The sequence below is a fragment of the Rhizobium atlanticum genome, assembly GCF_030182485.1.
Classification (GTDB): Bacteria; Pseudomonadota; Alphaproteobacteria; order Rhizobiales; family Rhizobiaceae; genus Rhizobium.
On sequence record NZ_JAQJCJ010000002.1, the window covers coordinates 552,092 to 574,549 of the forward strand.

17 protein-coding genes and 1 tRNA gene are annotated in these 22,458 nt (G+C 60.1%); 8 read left to right on the top strand and 10 right to left on the bottom strand.

Translation table 11 applies throughout. The annotated features are described in order from the left end of the window. Positions 1–100 precede the first annotated feature (100 nt). The 5 genes from PH551_RS05170 (at position 101) to PH551_RS05190 (ending at position 5,512) form a co-directional block, all read left to right on the top strand. On the top strand, positions 101–778 hold the full coding sequence (locus PH551_RS05170; RefSeq protein WP_097600476.1) for a TetR/AcrR family transcriptional regulator: 678 nt from the start codon (positions 101–103) through the stop codon (positions 776–778). A gap of 130 nt (positions 779–908) precedes the next feature. Then, positions 909–2,057 (top strand): Gfo/Idh/MocA family protein, encoded by a 1,149-nt coding sequence (locus tag PH551_RS05175; protein ID WP_221113858.1) that lies wholly within the window; start codon positions 909–911, stop codon positions 2,055–2,057. 3 nt (positions 2,058–2,060) lie between these two features. Further along, positions 2,061–3,224, top strand: a complete 1,164-nt coding sequence (locus tag PH551_RS05180) for a dihydrodipicolinate synthase family protein (protein WP_285192105.1) — start codon at positions 2,061–2,063, stop codon at positions 3,222–3,224. 30 nt (positions 3,225–3,254) lie between these two features. Then, positions 3,255–4,085 (top strand): sugar phosphate isomerase/epimerase family protein, encoded by an 831-nt coding sequence (locus PH551_RS05185; RefSeq protein WP_285192106.1) that lies wholly within the window; start codon positions 3,255–3,257, stop codon positions 4,083–4,085. Positions 4,086–4,234: 149 nt separating this feature from the next. Then, a complete protein-coding gene (locus PH551_RS05190) occupies positions 4,235–5,512 on the top strand; it encodes a Gfo/Idh/MocA family protein (protein WP_285192107.1) in 1,278 nt (425 codons plus the stop codon). 26 nt (positions 5,513–5,538) lie between these two features. On the opposite strand, the gene PH551_RS05195 is transcribed toward PH551_RS05190, so the two are convergent. The 3 genes from PH551_RS05195 to PH551_RS05205 are packed head-to-tail and all read right to left on the bottom strand — an operon-like array spanning position 5,539 to position 9,440. Next, positions 5,539–6,549, bottom strand: coding sequence for a hydroxyacid dehydrogenase (locus PH551_RS05195; protein WP_285192108.1), 1,011 nt, complete (start codon positions 6,547–6,549; stop codon positions 5,539–5,541). Continuing rightward, positions 6,546–8,402: a DUF2264 domain-containing protein gene (locus PH551_RS05200; protein WP_285192109.1), complete on the bottom strand. Its 1,857-nt coding sequence runs from the start codon at positions 8,400–8,402 to the stop codon at positions 6,546–6,548. Before PH551_RS05200 ends, PH551_RS05195 begins: the two co-directional genes overlap by 4 nt. 9 nt (positions 8,403–8,411) lie before the next feature. Further along, positions 8,412–9,440 carry a LacI family DNA-binding transcriptional regulator gene (locus PH551_RS05205; protein WP_285192110.1) on the bottom strand — a complete coding sequence of 343 codons (1,029 nt, stop codon included), beginning with the start codon at positions 9,438–9,440 and terminating at the stop codon, positions 8,412–8,414. A gap of 146 nt (positions 9,441–9,586) precedes the next feature. Here PH551_RS05205 and PH551_RS05210 point away from each other — a divergent pair, with 146 nt between their 5' ends. Next, positions 9,587–10,873 carry an ABC transporter substrate-binding protein gene (locus PH551_RS05210; protein ID WP_097600484.1) on the top strand — a complete coding sequence of 429 codons (1,287 nt, stop codon included), beginning with the start codon at positions 9,587–9,589 and terminating at the stop codon, positions 10,871–10,873. 146 nt (positions 10,874–11,019) lie between these two features. On the opposite strand, the gene PH551_RS05215 is transcribed toward PH551_RS05210, so the two are convergent. The 5 genes from PH551_RS05215 to PH551_RS05235 are packed head-to-tail and all read right to left on the bottom strand — an operon-like array spanning position 11,020 to position 16,415. Beyond that, positions 11,020–11,991, bottom strand: a complete 972-nt coding sequence (locus tag PH551_RS05215) for a glycoside hydrolase family 26 protein (RefSeq protein ID WP_285192111.1) — start codon at positions 11,989–11,991, stop codon at positions 11,020–11,022. Between the two features lie 3 nt (positions 11,992–11,994). Continuing rightward, positions 11,995–12,516, bottom strand: coding sequence for a DUF995 domain-containing protein (locus PH551_RS05220; protein ID WP_285192112.1), 522 nt, complete (start codon positions 12,514–12,516; stop codon positions 11,995–11,997). A gap of 32 nt (positions 12,517–12,548) precedes the next feature. Further along, a complete protein-coding gene (locus PH551_RS05225; protein ID WP_285192113.1) occupies positions 12,549–14,411 on the bottom strand; it encodes a glycosyltransferase family 2 protein in 1,863 nt (620 codons plus the stop codon). After that, positions 14,408–15,391, bottom strand: coding sequence for a UDP-glucose 4-epimerase GalE (galE, locus tag PH551_RS05230; protein ID WP_285192114.1), 984 nt, complete (start codon positions 15,389–15,391; stop codon positions 14,408–14,410). Before galE ends, PH551_RS05225 begins: the two co-directional genes overlap by 4 nt. 1 nt (position 15,392) lies before the next feature. Beyond that, on the bottom strand, positions 15,393–16,415 hold the full coding sequence (locus PH551_RS05235) for a UDP-glucuronic acid decarboxylase family protein (protein ID WP_285192115.1): 1,023 nt from the start codon (positions 16,413–16,415) through the stop codon (positions 15,393–15,395). 383 nt (positions 16,416–16,798) lie between these two features. On the opposite strand from PH551_RS05235, the gene PH551_RS05240 reads away from it, so the two are divergent. Continuing rightward, positions 16,799–17,122, top strand: coding sequence for a hypothetical protein (locus PH551_RS05240; RefSeq protein WP_285192116.1), 324 nt, complete (start codon positions 16,799–16,801; stop codon positions 17,120–17,122). A 113-nt stretch (positions 17,123–17,235) separates the two neighbouring features. Here the strand turns inward: PH551_RS05240 and PH551_RS05245 are convergent, their stop codons facing one another. After that, on the bottom strand, positions 17,236–18,018 hold the full coding sequence (locus PH551_RS05245) for a helix-turn-helix transcriptional regulator (RefSeq protein ID WP_085776469.1): 783 nt from the start codon (positions 18,016–18,018) through the stop codon (positions 17,236–17,238). A 657-nt stretch (positions 18,019–18,675) separates the two neighbouring features. Between PH551_RS05245 and PH551_RS05250 the strand changes: the two genes are divergently transcribed. Further along, on the top strand, positions 18,676–22,095 hold the full coding sequence (locus PH551_RS05250; RefSeq protein WP_285192117.1) for a DEAD/DEAH box helicase: 3,420 nt from the start codon (positions 18,676–18,678) through the stop codon (positions 22,093–22,095). Between the two features lie 67 nt (positions 22,096–22,162). Here the strand turns inward: PH551_RS05250 and PH551_RS05255 are convergent. After that, a tRNA-Met gene (locus PH551_RS05255) sits at positions 22,163–22,239 on the bottom strand. Positions 22,240–22,458 lie beyond the last annotated feature (219 nt).

Genomic DNA, 22,458 nt, shown 5'->3' on the forward strand with positions numbered 1-22,458 from the left:
TTTCAGCATTCCGCTCCAGCGGGCCGCCCTTCCAAATTCGGTTTTTACAATTTCGAACCGAAGGCTTATGAGCACAACACGTGAAGACAGGGGTGGAGCGATGAACGACAGCGGGGGAAACAGGGACAAGAAGCAGACGCGGCGACCGTCCACGGAGCGGACGGCGCAACGCGATCCGGAGCGGACGCGCGCCGCGATCCTTGAAGCGGCAACCCGGGAATTTGCCGAAAACGGCATGGGCGGAGCCCGCGTCGACGCCATCGCCGAACGCGCCGGCACCAACAAACGCATGCTCTACCATTATTTCGGCGACAAGGAGCAGCTCTATCTCAAGGTGCTCGAAGAGGCCTATGTCGGCATCCGCACGGCCGAGCGCGCGCTGCATATCGGCGACCGCAGCCCCGAAGAAGGCATCGGCGAACTCGCGCTCTTCACTTGGCGTTATTTCCTCCAGCACCCGGAATTCCTGAGCCTGCTCGGCACCGAAAACCTGCACCGCGCCCGGTGGCTGCGCCAATCCGTCCGGCTCAAGGAGCTGCATTCGCATCTGATCGGCGAGCTTTCCCAAGTGCTCGAGAAGGGAAAGAAACAAGGCGTCTTCATCGAGACCGCCGATCCCCTGCACGTCTATCTGACGATTGCCTCGCTGGGTTATTTCTACCTTTCCAACCAGTACACGCTTTCGACGATCTTCGGCCGCGACCTGATCGAGCCAGCCAATCTCAGTGCCTGGGAGAGGCATATCGTCCATGTCACCCTTGCCTCGATCCGGCGCTGATACCGAAAGCAGGATTTGACTATTGACAGGCTCGCCGCTCTTCTGCCATCAAGTAACCGTTTAGTTACCGGCTTGGGAGAGCCGGGCCAGGACGCCCGCTCCCACCGCAAAAGATTGCAGGGAGGAAAACATGGCACGCTTGGGGATCATCTTGCACGGCGTCACCGGCCGCATGGGTTACAACCAGCACTTGGTGCGCTCAATCCTGGCCTTCCGCGACCAGGGCGGCATCACGCTGAAATCGGGCGAGAGACTCGAGATCGACCCGATCATCGTCGGCCGCAACGGCGCCAAGATGGAAGAGCTGGCGAAGAAGCATAACATCAAACGCTGGTCGACCGATCTCGATGCTGCGCTCGCCAATTCCGACGACACGATCTTCTTCGATGCCGGCACGACGCTGATGCGCGCCGAGCTTCTGTCCAAGGCTCTCGACGCCGGCAAGCACGTCTATTGCGAAAAGCCGATTTCCGACGATCTGCAGGTGGCGATCGATCTCGCCCGCAAGGCACGGCGCTCCGGCCTCAAGCATGGCGTTGTGCAGGACAAGCTTTTCCTGCCGGGCCTGCGCAAGCTGGCGCTGCTGAAGGATTCCGGCTTTTTCGGCAAGATCCTTTCGGTGCGCGGCGAATTCGGCTACTGGGTTTTCGAAGGCGATTGGGGCGTACCCGCCCAGCGCCCCTCCTGGAACTACCGCAAGGGCGACGGCGGCGGCATCATCCTCGATATGCTCTGCCACTGGCGCTACGTGCTCGACAACCTGTTCGGCGAAGTAAAGGCTGTCTCCTGCCTCGGCGCCACCCATATTCCCCGGCGCATCGACGAGCAGGGCAGGCCCTATGATTGCGACACGGACGATGCCGCCTATGCGACTTTCGAACTGGAGGGCGGAGCGATCGCGCAGATCAACTCTTCCTGGGCGGTGCGCGTGCGCCGCGACGATCTCGTCACCTTCCAGGTCGACGGCACCCATGGTTCTGCCGTCGCCGGCCTGACGAAATGCTGGAGCCAGCATCGCGTCAACACGCCGAAGCCGGTGTGGAACCCCGATCAGCCGCAGACAATCGACTTCTACAAGACCTGGGACGAGGTTCCCGATACGCAGGCCTTCGACAACGGCTTCAAGGCGCAGTGGGAAATGTTCATCCGCCATGTCGTCGAAGATGCGCCGTGGCCCTATGGGCTGGAAGCCGGCGCCAAGGGCGTGCAGCTTGCCGAGCTCGGCCTGAAATCCTGGGCCGAGCGCCGCTGGCTCGACGTTCCCGCGCTGGAGTTTTGAGCCGTGACGACGATCAATCTCCCCCTCGACGGCAAGATCGTTCCCTATACGCTGACCGGCACACCGATCGAGCTGAAGAGACGCGACGCGAAGAGCTTCCCGCGCATCGCCTTTGCCGCCGCCCATGTCGTTGCCGATCCGCTTGCCGACAACGATCCCTGGCTGACGCCGGCGATCGACTGGGAGCGGACGCTGGCCTTCCGCCACCGGCTCTGGGATCTCGGCCTCGGCGTTGCCGAAGCGATGGATACGGCGCAACGCGGCATGGGCCTCGGCTGGCCGGAGGCGCGCGACCTCATCCGCCGGGCACTTGCCGAAGCGGCCGGCCGTAAGGACGCATTGATCGCCTGCGGCGCCGGCACCGATCATCTGTCGCCTGGTCCCGACGTGACCATCGACACGATCATCAAGGCCTATGAGGAGCAGATCGAAACGGTAGAGGCGGCCGGCGGCCGCATCATCCTGATGGCTAGCCGGGCGCTCGCCGTCGCGGCAAGAGGGCCGGACGACTATATCAGGGTCTATGACCGCATCCTGCGTCAGGTCAGGGAACCCGTCATCATCCACTGGCTGGGAGAAATGTTCGACCCGGCGCTTGAGGGATACTGGGGCAATGGCGACCACCTGAAGGCGATGGCAACCTGCCTTGAGGTGATCGAAGCTCATGCCGCCAAGGTGGACGGCATCAAGATCTCGCTGCTTTCCAAGGAGAAGGAAGTGACGATGCGCCGGCAGTTGCCCAAAGACGTGCGCATGTATACCGGCGACGACTTCAACTATGCCGAGTTGATCGCTGGCGACGAACAGGGTCATTCGGATGCGCTGCTCGGCATCTTCGACGCGATTGCGCCGGCGGCTTCGGCCGCTCTCGACGCGCTCGGCCGCAAGAGCAACCACGAGTTCTTCGATCTGCTGGAGCCGACCGTGCCGCTGTCGCGCCACATCTTCAAGGCGCCGACCCGCTTCTACAAGACCGGTGTCGTCTTCCTCGCCTATCTCAACGGGTTGCAGGATCATTTCACGATGGTTGGCGGCCAGCAGAGTACGCGTTCGCTGACGCATCTGGCTGAACTTTTCCGCCTGGCCGACAAGGCCCGCGTTCTTGCCGATCCGGAACTCGCGACTGATCGCATGAAACAGGTGCTTGCCGTCCACGGCGTTCACTGAGAGCCGGTGCGGCAATGGGAGAGAAATGACATGCAGGTCGAAGGACTTTCGATCAATCTGGCGACGATCCGCGAGCAATGCGGCTTTGCCGAAGCCGTCGATACCTGCCTGAAGCACGGCATCACATCGATCGCACCCTGGCGCGACCAGGTCGCCAAGGCGGGTCTCGACGAAGCAGTGCGGATCGTCAGGTCGAACGGCATCAAACTGACCGGCCTTTGCCGCGGCGGCTTCTTTCCGGCGGCAACCGAGGCCGACTGGCAGAAGAACCTCGATGACAACAGACGGGCCATCGACGAGGCGGCGGCCTTTTCCGCCGATTGCCTCGTGCTCGTCGTCGGCGGCCTGCCGGGTGCTTCGAAAGATATCGTCACGGCTCGTCAAATGGTATTCGACGGCATTGCCGCCGTGCTGCCGCATGCGCAGGCTGCCGGCGTGAAACTTGCGATCGAGCCGCTGCACCCGATGTATGCCGCCGACCGGGCCTGCGTGAACACGCTCGGCCAGGCGCTCGACATGTGCGAGCCGCTCGGCGAGGATGTCGGCGTTGCGATCGACGTCTACCATGTCTGGTGGGATCCCGATCTTGCCAACCAGATTGCCCGCGCCGGACGCATGAACCGTATCTTCGCCCATCACATCTGCGACTGGCTGGCGCCGACGAAGGACATGCTACTCGATCGCGGCATGATGGGCGATGGCGTCATCGACCTGAAGGGCATAAGACGGATGATCGAAGCCGCCGGTTTCTTCGGCGAGCAGGAAGTGGAGATCTTTTCGGCCGAAGACTGGTGGAAGCGTCCGGCCGACGAGGTGATCGCCACTTGCGTCGCGCGCTTCCGGAGCTGCTGCCAGATCTGATTCTTGAGCATTTCCGTTTTTCTTCGAAACACGAAAATGCTCTATCTCTTCGTTTTTACGCAATTCCGGACGCAAAAACCGCTGCACACTTTTGCTGGAATTGCTCTGAAATCCCATTGTTTCATCACGTATGAAAGAGGAGTCATTCGATGGAGAAACGCCGTTTTGCCCTGATCGGCACCGGTAACCGCGGCACCACCATGTGGGGCAAGGACCTGCTTGCCGGCTGGCGCGAGCATGTCGATCTCACAGCCATCGTCGAAAAGAACGCGCTTCGCGGCGAGCGCGCCCGCACCATGATCGGCAGCAATGCGCCGCTTTATGACAACATCGATTCCATGCTTGCCGAGCAGAGGCCGGATCTCGCCATCGTCTGCACGCCCGACCATACACATGACGATATCATCGTTCGGGCGCTGGAATCCGGCATCGACGTCATCACCGAGAAGCCGATGACCACCTCGATCGAGAAAATTCGCCGGATTCTCGACGCCGAGAAGCGCACCGGCCGGCGGGTCGACGTCTCCTTCAACTATCGCTATGCGCCGACAGCTGCGAAGATCAAGGAGCTTCTGAATGCCTGCGAGATCGGCCGGGTGACCTCGGTCGATTTTCACTGGTATCTCAACACCAAGCACGGCGCCGACTACTTCCGCCGCTGGCATGCCTATACGGAAAATTCCGGCAGCCTGTTCGTTCACAAGGCCACCCATCATTTCGATCTGCTGAACTGGTATCTCGACAGCGATCCCGAGGCAGTCACCTCTTTCGCCGATCTGCAGAACTACGGTCGCAAGGGTCCTTTTCGCGGGCCACGCTGCAAGCTCTGTCCGCATGCGCAGGAATGCGACTACTATCTCGATCTCGAAAAGGATCCGTTCCTCGATCAGCTTTACGAGGATCCTTCGAAGATCGACGGCTATTTCCGGGACGGCTGCGTCTTCCGCGAGGATATTGACATCCCCGACACGATGGTCGTGTCCATCCGCTACCGCAACAACGTCCATGTCTCCTATTCGCTGAATACCTTCCAGCCGATCGAGGGCCATCACCTCGCCTTCAACGGTACCAAGGGACGCATCGAGCTTCGCCAGCATGAGGCTCAGCCTTGGGAAGTGCCGAAGGAAGACACGATCCTTCTCATTCGCAATTTCCCGAATGGGAAGGAGGCGGTGGAGCGCATCGTCGTGCCGCATTTCACAGGCGGCCATTACGGCGGCGACGACCGGATGCGCAACATGATCTTCAAGCCTGACATGGAAGATCGGCTCAGCCAGCGCGCCGGCACACGGGCGGGCGCCATGTCCGTGCTCTGCGGCATTGCCGCGCTGACGAGCTCGCGCACCGGCAAGGTGGTCGATATCGCCGAACTGATGCCCGAGCTCGCCAATGACGGTTCGCCTAATTCGTTGAGAACACCGCGCTGACCGCATGGCCAGCGTGATGGCGCGCGTCAGGCGATGTTTTCGAGATCGTGCCGGCGGATCTGGTAGAGCAACGGCCGGCCTGTTGTAAAACGCTCGACCTCGTCCGCCGCCATCGCGCCGAGACGCGCCCGTTCCAGGCCGATGGCGCCGGCAATATGCGGTGTCAGGAAAACATTCGGAAGATCGTAGAAGATCGAACCCGCCTCCGGAATTTCCGGATCGGTGACGTCGATGACCGCGTCGATGCGGCCGGTTTTCAGCTCCGACAGCAGGGCGGCTTCATCGATGAGAATGCCGCGCGCGGTGTTGATGAGCGTTGCCCCATCCTTCATCAGCGACAGTCTTCGCGCATCGATCATATGCCGCGTCGACGGCAGTGATGGCGCGTGCAGGGAAACGATATCCGCGCGCCGCATCAACTCGTCGAGATCGACCTTTTCCGCTCCCAGTCCGGCTGCTTCGGCCGCTCCGAGCATTGGATCGAACAGCAGCACCCTGTAGTCGAAGGGTCTCAGGAGTTCGATCACCCGCCGGCCGATCCGCGAGGCGCCTATAATGCCGAGGGTGCGGCCATAATTGCCGATTGCCTCCCGCTGCATCGGATAGGTCCGATCACGGTTACGGTCGCCGACGTAAAGGTCGCGGAAACGGAAGGCGCGTTTGCCGGCAAAGAGGATCGCGGCGAGCGTGAATTCGGCAACGGGCACCGCATTGGCCTCGGCCGCGTGGCTCACCGCTATACCGGCTTCGAAGATGGCCTCGTCGATGATGCCCTTCACCGTGCCCGCCGCATGGACGACGAGACGAAGCCGCGGCGCAGCGGCGAGAATTTCAGAGCCGATATAGGGCGCTCCCCAGCCGGTGATCAGGATCTCCGCTTCTGGAAGCAGGCGTCTTGCCCGCGCGTCGTCCAGCCGCTGCAGCGGCTCGAGATCGAGCAGACGGCCGAGCGTGTCGAGCCGGCGCAGGATCTCGTCGGGCAGGACATGTTCCGTGCGCGACGGTTCCATGGCAAGGACGATGGCCGGGCGGCTCATGGCATCTGACCCGGCGCTTCGATGGCGCTGACGGTTACGCCCTTTTCCCGCACCAGCGCCTCCAGCGCCGTAATATCAGGCGCTTTCGGCGGCCGCGCCCAGGCCGAGGAAACGGCAGCGGGATCTTCGAGCGCCAGCACCGCCGTCACCAGGATGGTCTCACCTGCCGGGATCTGACCGCGCAGTTGCGGCACGATGGTCTTGGCGACGATTACATTGGTATTGGGCTGGGCCTTCTGCGCGAGTCCGGCGCGTTTGATCGACGATCCCAAGTCGAGAATGCCGGTGAAATCGGCTTCGCCGATCGCATAGGCAGCGCCATCCGAAGCCGACAGCGTGTCCAGCTCGAAATCCCGGCGGGCGATGGCGAAGCCGCCTTCGGCGACCCTCAGCGGCCGGGCCGCCCTGATCCGGTGGAGGCGGATATGCCAGGGGGTCGCGGGCGCGAGCCAGCTCTCGACGCTGACATCGGGGGAAGGTGACCATTTCGCATAAAGCACGTCGCCCGCGAGTTTTGCCTGTTCATTCGTCTCTCGCACGCGGTAGTGCAGGCCGTCTTCGCTGAAAGCCAGCATCGAATCGAAGGCGGCGAGGGCAAAGCCGCGCTCATCGGATTCGACGCTGAAGCCATAGCGGGTGGAATAGGCGAATTTGGCGTATTTTTCCGTGCCGAAACGCATCTGCAAGTTTTCCTGGCCGGAAGACAATGCGACGACATCGCTGCCCGCCCGCATGATCACCATGCCGGGATGGCGCTGGGGAACGACTGCCGACGTCTGCTGCGGCGGCTTTTCTTCAGCGGTCCAGAACGGGTGGTCCTCCGAGATCGCAAGCGGCAGAAAAGCCTTCAAGGCCCAATAGGGCGAGCCGGCGGAATTATAGCTCTCCGACATCAAGAGGTTTGGATAGCCGAAACCGATCGACAGCACGCCGTCGCGGTCGGCAATCGGCTTGTCCCTCCACCAGCGCAGATGCTGCAGGCAGAGATGCTTGACCTCACCCCAGGGCAAAGCCTCGACATCGGCAAAGGCGAGCGCTGACCAGAAGCCGGCGCAGGCAAAACGATAAGTCAGGCTGCGGCCGAACGGAATCGTCGCCCCGTCGGCGGCAAACCAGTGGCGGAAATCCCGGGCGAAAAGGATCGCGCGCTCGCGGTAGCGCTTGGCGTAATCGTCATCGACGAGCTTCGAATAGATCAGGCCATAAAATTGCATGGCGAAGGGGATGTAATGGTCGATGCGGCGCACGTTGCCGTCGCGATACCAGCCGTCGCCGATATAGAAGCCTTCGAGTTCGTGCAGATATTGTCGCGTCAGGCTGCGGTCGAATTCGGTGCCGAGACGATCGAGGGCGATATCGACGAAGATGCGGAAAAATTTCCAGTTGTTATCAGCATAGTCGAACTGCCTGGCATGTTTGAGATAGGCGACGACATTGCTGCGGGCGCGCGCATCGAGCGGCTCCCAGATCTCTTCCGGCACCAGCGCCAGGGCAAAGCCGAGGGCAGCAAGCTCGACCATCCGCTGATCCCGGCCATTGACTGTTCCCCAATATTCGGGATGGGCAGGGTCGGTGCCGTTTGCCAGACCTTCGGCAAAACGATGCCAATGGGCGAAGTCGCCGCCGCCGGCGCCAAAAGGCGCCAAGCCCCAGAGCGGCCGGGCAAAGCCCTCGAGATCGGCGGCTGCCCGGTCGAAATGGGCGGCGGCGCCACTGAGCCTGACGCGGGCATTGCCCTTGGAAAAACAGGGAAGCAGCGGATCGAAGAGAGCGAGCAGCGCGCGGCTCATGTCGGCGCGGGTTTCAAGCGGATTGCAGGCAAGCGGATTGGCGCTGGCGGGATCGTAAGTCATCGACACCTCTTACTGGTTCTCGGCATTGGCAACGGTCCCCCCCGAAACGGGAACGACCGCCTGGCAGATCTGGCGCGCAGCCGCTGTCCTGTTGCGGAACCGGGACAGCATCAGGGATACGGCTTCCCGCCCGAGAGCGGCACGATCGACGCGCATGGTGGAAAGCCGCGGATTGGTCATCAATGCGCAGGGCAGATCATCAAAGCCGATGATCGCGAAATCCTCCGGCACCCGCAGGCCGGCCTCAGTGACAGCTTCGAGAACGCCAACGGCAATGAAATCATTCATGCAGAAAGCCGCTGTGAAGCCGGCATTCTCGGCAAGGACCGCCGCCGTGCTTTCATGAGCCTCGCGGCTTGCGCTGCCCTGGAGCGCCAGCGAAATGAATCTCCCTTCGGCGCCGGGGACGGCGGCGATCGCCGCCTCGAAGCCGCGAATGCGTTCCCGAATCGTATGGCGGTGAGAACCGCTCAGATGCAGGATGCGGCGGTGGCCAGCGCTTGTCAGCCGACTGGTGGCTTCGTAGGCACCAAAGAAGTTAGCCGGAGAAACACCGTCGAACTGCATCCTGGGATCAGTGCCGTTGACAAGCACGGTCGGTGTTGTGCTGGCCTGCAGCCAGTCGCGCAAGGCTTCGTTGGGATCGATACCGACGAGAAAGAGGCCCTCGGCCTCCGCAGCCCGCATATAATCACGTACGGCATCCGGCGTGATACGATCCTCGCGGGCTAGGCGAATTTCAAATGGCATTCCCGCCTCGGCGGCTCCAGTGCGCAAGCCGTCGACGATCGCTTCGTAGAAGACGCTGAGCCCGCCCGTGATGCCATCGCTGGCGATGAGCGCCAGCCCGCCGGCAACGGCCTCGGCGGTAGGCCTGACGGGATAACCGTGGTCAGCCGCAACCTTCAAGATATGACGGCGGACGCTTTCGCTGATGCCCGGCTCATTGGCAAGCACGCGCGACACCGTGGAGACGGAGACGCCGGCCAGAGTGGCTATGTCGGCCTGGCGCGGCCGCTTCGTTTTATGCTCGTTCATACAGCAAACATTATGCAAATAATGCAAATTTGCAAGATATTGATTAATTCTTGCAATAGAAATATTTTTGCTTACTCTATCCGGCGAGTGTCCCGACACGCCGTTGGAGGATGGCAGAGGACATATTGGGAACAAGGAGGAATATGATGCATCTCAATCGCCGTTCATTCCTAGTGAGTTCGGCCGGCGCCGCCGCCGGCTTTGCCTTTGGCGCGGGAAGCGCTATCCCGGCCTTTGCCGAGGAGGCGCAGCTGCGCGCCATGTGGTGGGGATCCAACGACCGTGCCAAACGCACGCTCGATGTCGCCAAGCTCTATCAGTCGAAGACACCCGGCGTCACGATCGTCGGCGAATCGCTTTCCGGCGAAGGCTACTGGACGAAGCTCGCCACGCAGATGGCCGGCCGGGCCATTCCGGACGTTTTGCAGCTCGAGCCGGGAACAATCTCCGATTATTCCAAGCGCGGCGCCTGCCTGCCGCTCGACGAATTCGTCCCTTCGACGCTGAAGGTCAACAGCTTCGGCCCCGACATGCTGAAACTGACCACCGTCGACGGCAAACTCTATGGCGTCGGCCTCGGCCTCAACTCGTTTTCGATGTTCTTCGACACGGTCGAATTCGAAAAGGCGGGCATTCCGCTGCCGACGACAGATCTTACCTGGGATGAATATGCCAAGCTTGCCGTAGAACTCGCCAAGTCCTCGGGCAAGGGCGGTGGCCCCTATGGGGCGCGTTACAACTATGTGTTCGACGCGTGGCTGCGCCAGCGCGGCAAAAGCGTCTTTGCCAAGGAAAGCGTCGGGCTCGGCTTCGCGGCCGATGATGCCAGGGAGTGGTTCGACTATTGGGAGAAGCTGCGCAAGGCGGGGGGCACCGTTGCCGCCGACGTCCAGACGCTCGATCAGAACACCATTGACACCAATTGCCTCGGTCTCGGCAAATCGGTGATCGGCATGGCCTATTCCAACCAGATGATCGGCTATCAGCTGATCATCAAGAACAAACTCGGCATCACCATGCTGCCGCGCGAAAAGAAGGGCGGCCCTTCCGGACATTATTATCGCCCGGCGCTGATCTGGAGTATCGGCGCGACCACAAAGCATGGCGAAGCGGCCGCGAAATTCATCGACTTCTTCGTCAACGACATCGAAGCCGGCAAGATTCTCGGCGTTGAGCGCGGCGTGCCGATGTCGCCAGCCGTGCGTGAAGCCATTCTGCCGCAGCTCAACCCGACAGAGCAGGAAACGGTCAAATACGTCAACATGCTCAAGGATCAGGTCGGTGAATATCCGCCGCCGGTGCCGATGGGTGCGACCCAATTCGACCAACGCGTGCTGCGCCCGATCTGCGACGAACTCGCCTTCGAGCGGACTTCGCCCGCCGACGCAGCGACCCGGCTCGTCGAAGAGGGTAAGGCAACGCTTAAGGGATGATCGCTTGCCCGATATGAAAGGAGGGCCCGCAGACGCCCGCGGGCTTCTCTGACGCACGGCTGAAGCGCGTGTGGACCTTGATTGCGTGCTTCAGCTTGCTTCTTCCAACCTCGCCCTCGCAAACCGCGGCATGCGCGACATGGCGCTTAGTTAGCGGCCAGGCTTTTCACCACGCGCCAGTCAGGCCGGCCGAGATTGAACGGCCAGGCATGCACCTCCTGATCATTGAAATAGACCACTTCCTGAAGGTTCGGGAAGGCGCTCTGTTTCAACGTCGCGGTTTCGATCCACGGCCCCATATAGGCGTCGCCGCCTTCGTAGCCGAGCTCTGCGACCCAGATGGGCTTTCCATAGCCGGCGACAAGATCATAGCCCTGCTTCAGCGCTTCTGAGAAGGTCCGGTGCTTGTTGTAGGCAAGCTCGTCGTAGCGCTCCAGCCCGAAAACCGAGAGCCCGATAAGATCGACATAATCGTCGCCGGGATAATAGTCCTGCAGGCCGGGCACACCCTTCGGCGACCACATTGTCTCGGTGCCGGGCGCCTCGTCGCGAACGATGTCCATCATGCGTCTGTAGGCGGCGATGAAGTCTTGCGGGTTCCAGCCGGCCCACGAAAACCGCCCGGATTTGTCTTCCATTTCCTGTCCCCAGCGGATGATCACGGGGCTTTTCAGCTGGGATATCATCTGCGCGATCGCCCGCATGTTGACATCGTAGTCGCCGCGCAGAACCTTTGCGCGAAGCTCGCCAGAAGTCAGCCGCCGTTCAACGTCCCAGGACCAAGGCTCCACCGTTATCAGCAGGTTGCGGCCCCTGGCCAACGCATAGGCATCCGCAACGCGCAGCGTCTCCAGGTCAACGTCTTCCCAAGGCAGGAACAGGGCTTCGGTCGAGACATTGGCCTGGGCGCCGAAATCCCCATGTGGGTCGTAGGCACCGAACTTGATGCCGTCGGCGTGAACGACCGGGCGTTTGTCGATGATCGTCCGCGCGCTCGCCGCCGGGTTCGGCGCAATGCCCGCATATTGCGCCTCGCTTCGGCCCGGCAACTCCGCGACGCACAACAGCAGCAGCGCGATCGCGGCGGTCGAGAGGTGATTTTTCGTCAGCTTCTTCATGGCTCACCCTCCTTTTCGGGCTATTTCCTGATTCAGCAGAAACTGCTTCAGGTCATACGCCTTGGCGCTGACGGTATCTGCGGAGACGAGTTTGCGGAATTCGTCATCCTGGCGCACAGAAGAATGGCGGAAGATGTACCAATTGCCGTCCGGCTGGCGGCGCTGGTAGATCGTGTTGCCGATCTTGCGATGACCGAAACAGGTGCTGGCGCGCGCTGCTCCCTCGGCGTTCGTCCAGGTCGCGCGCATGCAGAGCTGACCGAAATCGTCGACCACCCACCTGCCTTCGGCGAAGGACTGCTTTCCCTTATCATTCACCCAGGCGACGAACCGCCGGCCATCATCGAAGAACCGGCCTCCGCCTGTGTCCCAGGTCCAGGTCCTGTCACCGTAGATCCGGTAAAGCTCATAGGCGCTGAGCGGCGTCGGCGCCTCGGTCTTGGCGGCCTCGGCACCCTGCGCTGCCAACGGCAAACACAGGCTGAGAGCAACGACTACTCCATACAGTCTCGACCCGATACGCATTGCATCTCCTCTCATCGGCCGGTGCCGCCGGCTCACACACCTTGTTCGTTCCGTCCCGTGCTTCCGAATCCGTTCCATCTGATGCGGAACTTCACGATCCGGGTTTTGCCGCCGAGGCCAGCACCGGCCACGGCAAATTGCGATTGGCTGAAACTGATGAGCGTCTGGCCGTGGGAAAGCGCCTCGAGACTGCGCAGCCCATGGCTGCCGGCCTGTATGCCGCCGGTGACACAGATCGCCAAACCCGTAGCCGTCGCAAGCCAGAGGCCGCGCGATTGCGGCAGCAGCGGCAGGCCGTTCTCGATCGCATGACGAACGACGATCAGCACGGTTAGCGACAGATAGAGCGCGAGGTTCATCGCAGCGAAAAGATAAAAGCCCTGAGCGGCAGCGGCCTCGTCGGCGAGCGCCATGGCCGCGGCACAAAGGCCCGCGAGAGCAATATAGGGCGCAACGACGCGCAGCGGCAAAGACTGCTGCTGCTGCCTTCCCTTCGGGGTGATGCGAAAGTCGACGAAAGAACCGGAGAAATGGTCGCGAATGGCCGCCAGGCTGCCGGCCAGCGACCATGGCCAGCGCAGAAAGACGAAGGCGAGCCCTTCCCAGCCAAACAGTTTAGCGTCGTGCGGCCGGAAGGTTCCCGTGGCCCGCCAGAAGAAAGCAAAGAGCATCAGCACGATCGACATCGGCGCGAAATGCAGCAGAAAATCCGGATAGGTCACGTTGACGAAGACCTGGCCCGTCAGCAAGGCGGCAACCGGCAGCAGGAACATCACTGCCATGATGGCGGAAAAGAGCGGATACCACAGCTGCGAAAAGACGAACTGGAATTTCAGCCGCCAGGGCAGATTGATGACGTAGCGGCGGGAATATTGCAGCAGGATGGTGACGAGGCTGCGCGACCATTGGAATTCCTGCACGGCGAGATCGACGAAATTCGCCGGGCCGTCGCCATGAGCGATCGCATCGATCGCGTGGACGCCGCGCCAGCCGCCGGCGTTCATCATCAGCGTCGTCGAATGATCTTCGGCAAGCTCGGGGCCAAGGCCCCCGATCTGGCGAAGGGCTGATGTGCGGACCGCATAGTGGGAGCCGATGCAAAGGGGCGCCCAACCATTGTTGTAACCGGTCTGCAGCGAGCCGTGCAGACTTGCCTCTGCGTAGAGCCTGCCGCGCGCGACCCAACTCGCCGCGGCATTCGCATCACAGATGCTGGGTGCGGAAACATAGCCAACGGCAGGATCGGCGAAAGGGCGCAGGACTTCACGGAGATATGTCGGTGTCGGCACATGATCAGCATCGAACTGGGCGACGAAATCGTAACGCGCATAGCCGAAATGGTCGTAGAAATAAGCAAGATTGCCTTCCTTGCACCGCGTCCGGCGCGGCCAGGTCGTGCGGTGATACTCCGCCACGCCCTTCCTCGTCGAGATCAGCACGCCGTGCTCGGCGCACCAGCGTCTGGTTTCCGCGGACGGATCCTCGTCGGCTAGCCAGACGTCGAACTCGACACCAGTCTGATCGAGCATCGCCTGAAGCGTGGCTCGGACGACGGCAAAAGGTTCGGACGGCGCCTTGGTGACGACCATCGCCACGCGTCCTTCCGGCAGCCGGGCGCGCGAACCGATCGTTCTCGCATCGAGGAAGATCAGGATGAAATAGGCGGGGACAAGCGTGATCCAGGCAAGCACGACGGTGACGAGCACGAAGGCTGACCAGGAAATGATGTGGGCGGACTGACACCACCAGCTCCAGAAATAGCCGAGCGCCGCCAGCCAGCAGAGGATACCGAAACCATAGGCGACACGATTCCACCCTGTGAACACGGGGTTGAATGGGTCCGCAGCAGCTTTCGCCGTCTTGACCCGGTAACCGAAGTCCGAAATCAGGCTCATGCGGTCACCTCCAGCCCGAAGGTCGGGCCGGCAGTGCGGATGATCGTATCGATATCCGAGAGTGTGGGCGTGAAGCCGAGCTCCGCCTTCGCCCTTGCCGTGTTGGCAAAGAGGATTGGCGGATCGCCGGGGCGGCGGGCGCGATAACGGACGGGGACTTCGCGGCCGCTGGCGCGATAGACCGCGTCAATGATCTCGCGCACTGACGTGCCACGGCCTGAACCAAGATTGACGCTGAGCGAGGCGCCGTCTGCGATCAGGTGGTTGACGGCGGCCAAATGTGCCTGGGCGAGATCGCTGACATGGATATAGTCGCGAACGCAGGTTCCGTCCTCGGTCGCATAATCGGTTCCGAAGACATCGAGCCGGTCCAGTCTGCCGGCGGCAGCAAGAAGGGCGCGGGGGATAAGATGTGTCTCGGGCTCGTGACGCTCGGCAAGCTCACCCTCCGGATCGGCGCCGGCCGCGTTGAAATAACGCAAGGCAGCGAAGCGGATGCCATAGGCAGCGGCAAAATCCTCGAGCGCCATCTCGAAGATCAGCTTGGTGCGGCCATAAGGATTGACCGGCTGCTGCAGACTTTCCTCCCGTATCGGCAACGCGGCGGGAACGCCATAGGTGGCGCAACTGCTGGAAAAAACGATCTTGTCGATTTCCTGGTCGAGACAGGCCTCGAGCAGCGTGAGACTGCCGACGACATTGTTGCGGTAATATTTCCGCGGCATGTCGACGGATTCGCCGACATAGGCATTGGCGCTGCAATGGATGACGCAATCGGGCGAAAATTCGGCCATCGTCCGGCGCAGCGCAGCGGCGTCGCCGAGTTCCCCGCGGACGAGCGGGCCCCAGCGGACGCTGTCGGCATGTCCGGTCGAGAGATTGTCGTAGGTAACCGGGATCATCCCGGCGCGCGACAGCGTTTTGCAGATATGACTGCCTATGAAACCGGCGCCGCCGGTGACGAGTATATAGCGAGGCATCTCATACGGCCTCCGCCTGTTCCGTCCCGGCAAGCAGGCCGTCGAAATATTCGACGGTGCGCGCCAGGCCGGCTTCGAGCTCGATATGAGGCTGCCATGCCAGTTCCGTCATCGCCCGTGAGATATCCGGCCGCCGCTGGCGTGGATCGTCGACGACAGCCGGAAGGTGAACGATGCGGGAACGCGAATTTGTGAGGTCCCGGACGATTTCCGCCAGGCGTCGAACGGTGAACTCGCCCGGGTTGCCGAGATTGATCGGACCGTGGCATGCGCTGCCGGCTGCCGAGAAGTGCAGAAAACCTTCGATGAGATCATCGACATAGCAGAAAGAGCGAGTCTGCTGGCCGTCGCCGTAGATGGTCAGGTCGGCGTTGCGCAGGGCCTGCACGATGAAGTTGGAGACTACCCGCCCGTCATCGGCGCGCATGCGGGGCCCGTAGGTGTTGAAGATGCGGCCGACCTTTATGTCGACGCCGTAGGTCCTGTGGTAGTCGAAAAACAGGGTTTCGGCACTGCGTTTTCCCTCATCGTAGCAGGCTCGCGGCCCGATGGAGTTGACATTGCCGCAATAGGATTCGCGTTGCGGGCTCTGGGTCGGGTCGCCATAGACTTCCGACGTCGACGACTGAACGACGATCGCGCCGGTCTTGCGCGCACAATCCAAGGTGTTGACGGCGCCGAGTACGCTGGTAAGCAAGGTGCCCACCGGATCCCGTTGATAGTCGGGCGGAGAGGCAGGAGAGGCGAAGTTGAAGATCAGCGACGCTTCGATATCGAAGGGCTGACGCACATCGTGCTCGATGATGCGAAAGCGGGGGTTCGATGCGAGATGCTCGACATTTGCACGGCGGCCGGTGGAAAAGTTGTCGAGGCATATGACGCTGTGGCCGCTTAGCAGAAGCCTTTCGCAGAGATGCGAGCCAAGAAAGCCGGCTCCACCATTTACAAGAGCGGTGCCCAGATTCCTGAGCACCGCTATGTTCTTTACTTCCGAATAGCCTTCGCCGGGAACGAAAATACGCATTACAAACTCCTCCCCACGCTTTAGTCTTTGTATTATTTACGCGGCTTACGTCTTACCCTACTCGGATGGATATTCATGCAATTGAGTACAAATACATGAATAAGCTCGAGGTTATTCTTCAGTTAACTCATTTACTATTGAAATGATAAGGCGATTGTTATCGAGGTCAACTTCAAAAGACATAAAATATCCCAAATAATTACGCAGTTGTTCTTCAGAGTAACAAATGATTAATCATTTTACCTATTTTTTCACGTAAAACGGGAAACACGCCGTTGCTCAAACTTTGCTCAATAAAGATGGGATAGAAGAAGGAGAGGTCGGCTTCGCAGGGCTGCGCCACCGGTCTTGCATCCGGAAGTGTCCTATGAGAGGGATTTGGCATGTTCAAAAATCGCGCCACATCCCAGTCGAAAGGCTGGCGTCCATTTCATTTTGCGATGCTTGCGGGGGGAGTGACGCTTCTTGCGATCGGAGCGACGGCTTGTGCGGTCGTTGACGACGACATGGCCGCTATCGCGAAAAAGAATGTTGTCGTCGTCGAGACGCGACCCGCTACGAAGGCTTACACCTACCCGGAAAATCGAACGGCTCGGCCTGGCGCGGCACGAGCCCGCATCGTCGCCTATCACGGGTCCGCGCCCTATATCTGCTCTCCAAGCGGCTTCGGACAGAAGTCGCGCTGCTTTGCCCGTCGCTCGACCTGAAGCAAAAGCGCTGCTGCATATTCATTAAATCGGAATCGATTTAAGAATAGACTCAAGCGCAACTTAAAGTGTGATAGCGTTCTTTGCGCGCCTGAAAAACGCGGCGCTATCGATCAGTTGCGCCACCGGCTGGACATGTCGTCATCGCCGACCGGATGGTCATTGAAGAAGCGAGACGCTGCTTCCGTACGGTTTCGCACGTTCATCTTCTTATAGATGTTGCGGACGTGAACCTTCACCGTGTTTTCGGAAAGATGCAGCTTGTCGGCAATAATCTTGTTCTGCGTCCCCTTGCAGATGAGATCCAGGATCTGAACCTCCCGGGTCGTCAAGGCGGAGATGCTGTCGCGTCTCAGCTTGAGCGCATTGTTGCGGGCGGCATCAACCGACTTGGTCTGATAAAGTGAGGGCTCCAGTTGGGTCCCCTTATTGGTGAGGCGGTTGAGAAGCGCCGAGGGAAAATGCTCCCCGCCCTTCATCAGCAGATCCACCGCGGCCATGAAGACATCAAGCCGAAGATTAAGCGGCAGGACGCCGTCGATGATCCGTGCCTCGACCAAACGGCTGACATAGGGCTCCATCATGTCGATGGCTTCGACGACAAGTCCGATCGAGGTTTCCGGATGATTTTCCCTGACCGCCTGCAGCGCTTCTTGCAACTCGGGCGTAGGTATATGGTAAAATAAAACCAGCTTTATATCGCTGCTATCCTTTGCCAGCATCGGAGTTGCGTTCGTTATGCTTGGCACATCGCAATTTGGAAATTTCTTTGCCAGCGCCTCCACCATGCATTCTGAAAACAGATCAGCCTTGGCTACTACAAGGATAGTATCTCCGGATGGGCTAGACTTTCTCGTCTGGTCCGCATTCTCCATTCCTGAACCGGTCATGAACATATACGCCTCCCCTAGCGGTACACTTTACTCAACATGAAGCGATGGCAGGTATAAGATAGTATGAAATGCCGGTCTTATTGTGTCATCGCCTTTTTCTTTAGACATTTCTTAATTATGTTAATACGGATTGAGAAGGAAGGAAATGGCCCAAAGTGATTAGTTTTAGGGAGCGAGAAACAACAAGATACTACGTATCGGTTGTATTTTTGCTCACCCTTATACTCCGAGGTTATATTTGCTCCCACTATAGATAATTCAGTAAATGTAATATTTCAGTACAAATTGTAATATTTTTTCGCCCGCCCCTGATGATTACGAGACTGGCAAGTTGTGACTCAACCCGGTCACTCCTGGCAAAAGCCTCGCATTCCCGGCTGCTTATGCCGGGCCGTGATCTCTGCAAGGCCAGCGCTGCGCTCGAACGTGTCCGGTCGGTCGCCGAGGCAGCGCATCGCAGAGGCTGATATCGTCCAGAGACCCTCGTGCGCTGGAACAGCGGGCACCAGCAAGATGAAGAAGGCGCGGCGTCTGCACTGGCGCACCTGCGCGGCTGTTGAAATGCACCCGATCAGGCGCATCATACCATGCTCTTTGATTTTGAGCTGCAATCGCTGCTAAAGAGGCGTGAGCCTATTTTGCACTCCTCAGCGAGACGTCATGCAGATCGATGCGGACAGGGCAGAACGGGAACGGCTTCTGGCCATTCTCGATTTCTGGCATAAGATCGAGTTTTTCATACCTTATGATCTCTCCAGTCGCCTCGTCTCCGGCGAAGGACGGACCATTTTCTGGCTGCATGCAGAGACGCTCTTGCAGGACAGCGCTGCACTCAGCCGTCCTGTCATACCCGAGGAGAAGCAGATCACCGGCTTTACCTTATTCCTCGGCGTTTTCGGCAAATCCGAGATCTCCGACGTCCGCAGGCACTTCGACAACGCTGCGGTCGACATCGCCGAGTGTGAGGATGCCGAACGCAGCGATCTCGATGGCGATACCTGCTTTGCCAGCCTGCAGCTTACTCCGCTCGGACAGCCGATGTTCGAAACTTTTTCCGTCTCGACGCTTCCGTGGGCCCTCGGACGGGTACGGAAAACCGGTCTCTCCTCGCTCAGCCATGAGGCATTTGCCAACGGCAAGCGGCAGCTGTTGGAATTGCTTCAAAACTTTCAGGCGCAGCGACAGCTGGGATCTTCACCCTTCGAGGCTGCCACCGATCAGCCGATCGATGCCGGCGAAATCGTGGCGCTGCATGAATTGCTCTGCGATTGGGCAGGTTTTGCCTCACGCCAGGAAAAGCCCATCGCCGCCGTTGAAATACGCTACCGCGACAGGTCGGAAAGACCCGAGCTCATCTCGTTGCCGCCTCAACAGGAGGATCATGCACCCAACGCCGATGAGGAAGACGAAAGTGCCAGCCTTGATGAAGACATTGGCATTCTGAACAGCTTCTTTATCGAGGATATCGAACGGGCGATGATCTGCGTCAAGCAGGGCAATGTCCCGGAGCCGCTCCGGCGGTACCTCAACCCGCCGGCAGATGAAAATCGGGTCGACCTTTATTCAGAAGAAGGACGCCGGGCGATCATTCGGGCGCTGCATCCCGGCAATCTCAACCGTGGACGCTGGCTGAGCGAGCCTCATCTCGCAATGAGCCTCATGCAACAGTTCGCGATCAATGCGGCGATCGGCGGCCTGTCGGAAACGGGATTATTCTCGGTCAACGGCCCGCCGGGCACCGGAAAGACCACGCTGCTGCGTGACATGTTCGCGGACAACATCGTTCGGCGCGCCCGGGTGCTCTCCTCCCTGACGACGGCGCGCGACGCCCTTGACGGCTCGCCACGCCGTGTCGGTTTTACGGATCGGAGCACGGCCTCCATATCGGCGCTGATCCCAGCCCTTGCCGGATTCGAAATGGTCGTCGCCTCCTCTAACAATGCCGCCGTGGAGAATATTTCACGCGACCTTCCCAAGCGGAGCTCGATCGCGAGCACGTCTTCCTTTCAATATTTGCAGACGGTTGCACACAAGATCGCCTGCCAGAAAGACAACGGAGCGGTCGTCAAGCTCCCTGACGGTGACCGCCCATGGGGGTTGATCGCCTGCGCGCTCGGCAATTCCAGGAACCGCCGGGCCTTCAAAGAACGTTTCGCCTTCATGGAGATCGCCGAAAGACCGAAGCCCTGCTGGTCGGGCGCCGCAAAGCCGCAGACCATCTGGGAATGGTTGAAGAGCTATGAGGGGCCAAGCTTCGCCGAAGCGGCATCGGCTTTTCATGCCGCCGACGAGATGGTTCGCGAAAAGATCAGCCAATATGCGCGCTATGCCGATCTGCGTGATGAGATAGCGCCCGTTTCGCAGGATGCATTCTGCCGCGAAGCGCTCGAGAGGGTGGCTGTCGCCGCGGACGAAGTTTTGCATGCGCAGAATCGATGCGACATGCTGGCGACCGAAATGCGCCGCATCGCCGACGGTTTGTCTTATCTGAAGGAGGAGGAACAGCTGCTCGACCGCATCGCCCCTGCGCGATGGAGGAGAGTGCTCTCGACCAACCCGGCCCGGCAGCATCGCCAGGATGTCATCACCAATGCGCGGAAGCAGCTGGAACTGCGCAAGGCGCTGGCCGAATGCGAAGATCAGCTTGCGAAAACCGATAAACCCACATTGGAACGGGCTTTGCGAGAGCATGACCAGGCCGAACGGGCACTGCGGTCACGACAGAAAATCTGGTCTGCGAAAAAAGAGGAACTCGAGCGGCTGGGGGAAATTCTCGATCATCCCGCCGCACCGGAGCGTCTCACCGATCTCGATGAGGATCAGGTGCAGATCGACGGTCTCTGGCATCAGGACGAACTGGCGGCTCTGCGTTCGGCATTGCTGGAAGCAGCGTTGACGCTGCATGAAGCTTGGTTGGCCGATGTCGGCAGGAAGGGCGGAGGTTTTGGCGGAAATATCGTTGCCGTCACCAAAGTGCTTTCCAACAACAATCCCGTCGATGACAAGCACATTGCATCGATCTGGCAGAGCCTTTTCATGATCGTTCCGATCGTCTCCACGACATTCGCGTCTTTTGCCAAGCAGTTCCGCGGGCTTGGGCCCGGCTCGATCGGCTGGGTCTTCATCGATGAAGCCGGCCAGGCGGTGCCGCAGGCTGCGGTCGGTGCGTTGATGCGGGCACGTCGCGTCATGGTGATCGGCGATCCCTTGCAGATCGAACCGGTTTTCACGCTCCCCAGCGCGCTGATTTCAGGCGCTTCGGCTCTTTCACCCCACACGGCAGCAGGCCAATATTCGCCGAACAGGGCGTCTGTGCAGATGCTGGCCGATGCCGCCAATCGCTACGGAACGACGCTTCAGGGCGAGGAGGCAGATGGGCTCTGGATCGGCAGCCCGCTCAGAGTGCATCGACGCTGCATCGATCCGATGTTCAGCCTTGCCAATCAGATCGCCTATCGGAACAAGATGATCTTCGGGCTGGAAGAGCGCCGGCCGGCCGGCGACGCATCGCCCTTTTATGGCGACAGCGCCTGGATCGACGTAAAGGGCAAGGTCTCAGGCAAACAGGTCGTTGCCGAGCAGATAGACTTCATCGTCGACCTCCTCGCCGCGACTTATCACCGGGACGGTGCATTGCCGGACATCTACATCATCTCGCCGTTCAAGGAGATCAAGACCGGTTTGAGACGGGCTCTTTCTCATGCGGTCTGGATCGACCAGGACGGATATGCGCGCGGATCTCCAGCGAAACTACAGAAATGGCTTCAGGAACGGGTAGGCACGGTTCACACCTTCCAGGGCAAGGAAGAAGATATCGTTTTCATGGTTCTCGGCGCCGATGCCGAACATCGCGGAGCGGCCGGCTGGGCCGCATCCAAGCCAAACCTGTTGAACGTGGCGCTGACGCGCGCCAAGCGCCGTTTCTACATCGTCGGCGACCGCACGCTCTGGCAAACGCTTCCCTATTTCAGAGAGGCGGCAAATGCGTTGCAGACGATCCGGCCCGCGGAATTCCTGACCCGAAACGAGCTGAACATGGGGGATCGGACTCCGGCGCCGTTCGCTGAACGCATGTTGTGACGTTCCCGCAGAAACGCAAAACCCCGCCATGAGGCGGGCTTTTTGCGTGTTGTGTTTATGGAAGGTTTGGTTGCGGGGGCAGGATTTGAACCTGCGGCCTTCAGGTTATGAGCCTGACGAGCTACCGGGCTGCTCCACCCCGCGTTACCAGGTTTTTGCCGAGAGGCAAAATACCGATTGCGTAAAGCGCCTTTGGCGATTTACGCGTACTGCCCGAGCAAATTGCTTGCAATTTGTCTCGTGTTTCCTTGGCATTGCATTATAACACGAAAGGCCGCTTTGCGGGCGGCCCTTTGTTCGGCTTTGGGCCGTTAGTTTTGTTTGGAGAAGATTGTTTTTGGATAAGTTGCGTTTGGCAGACCT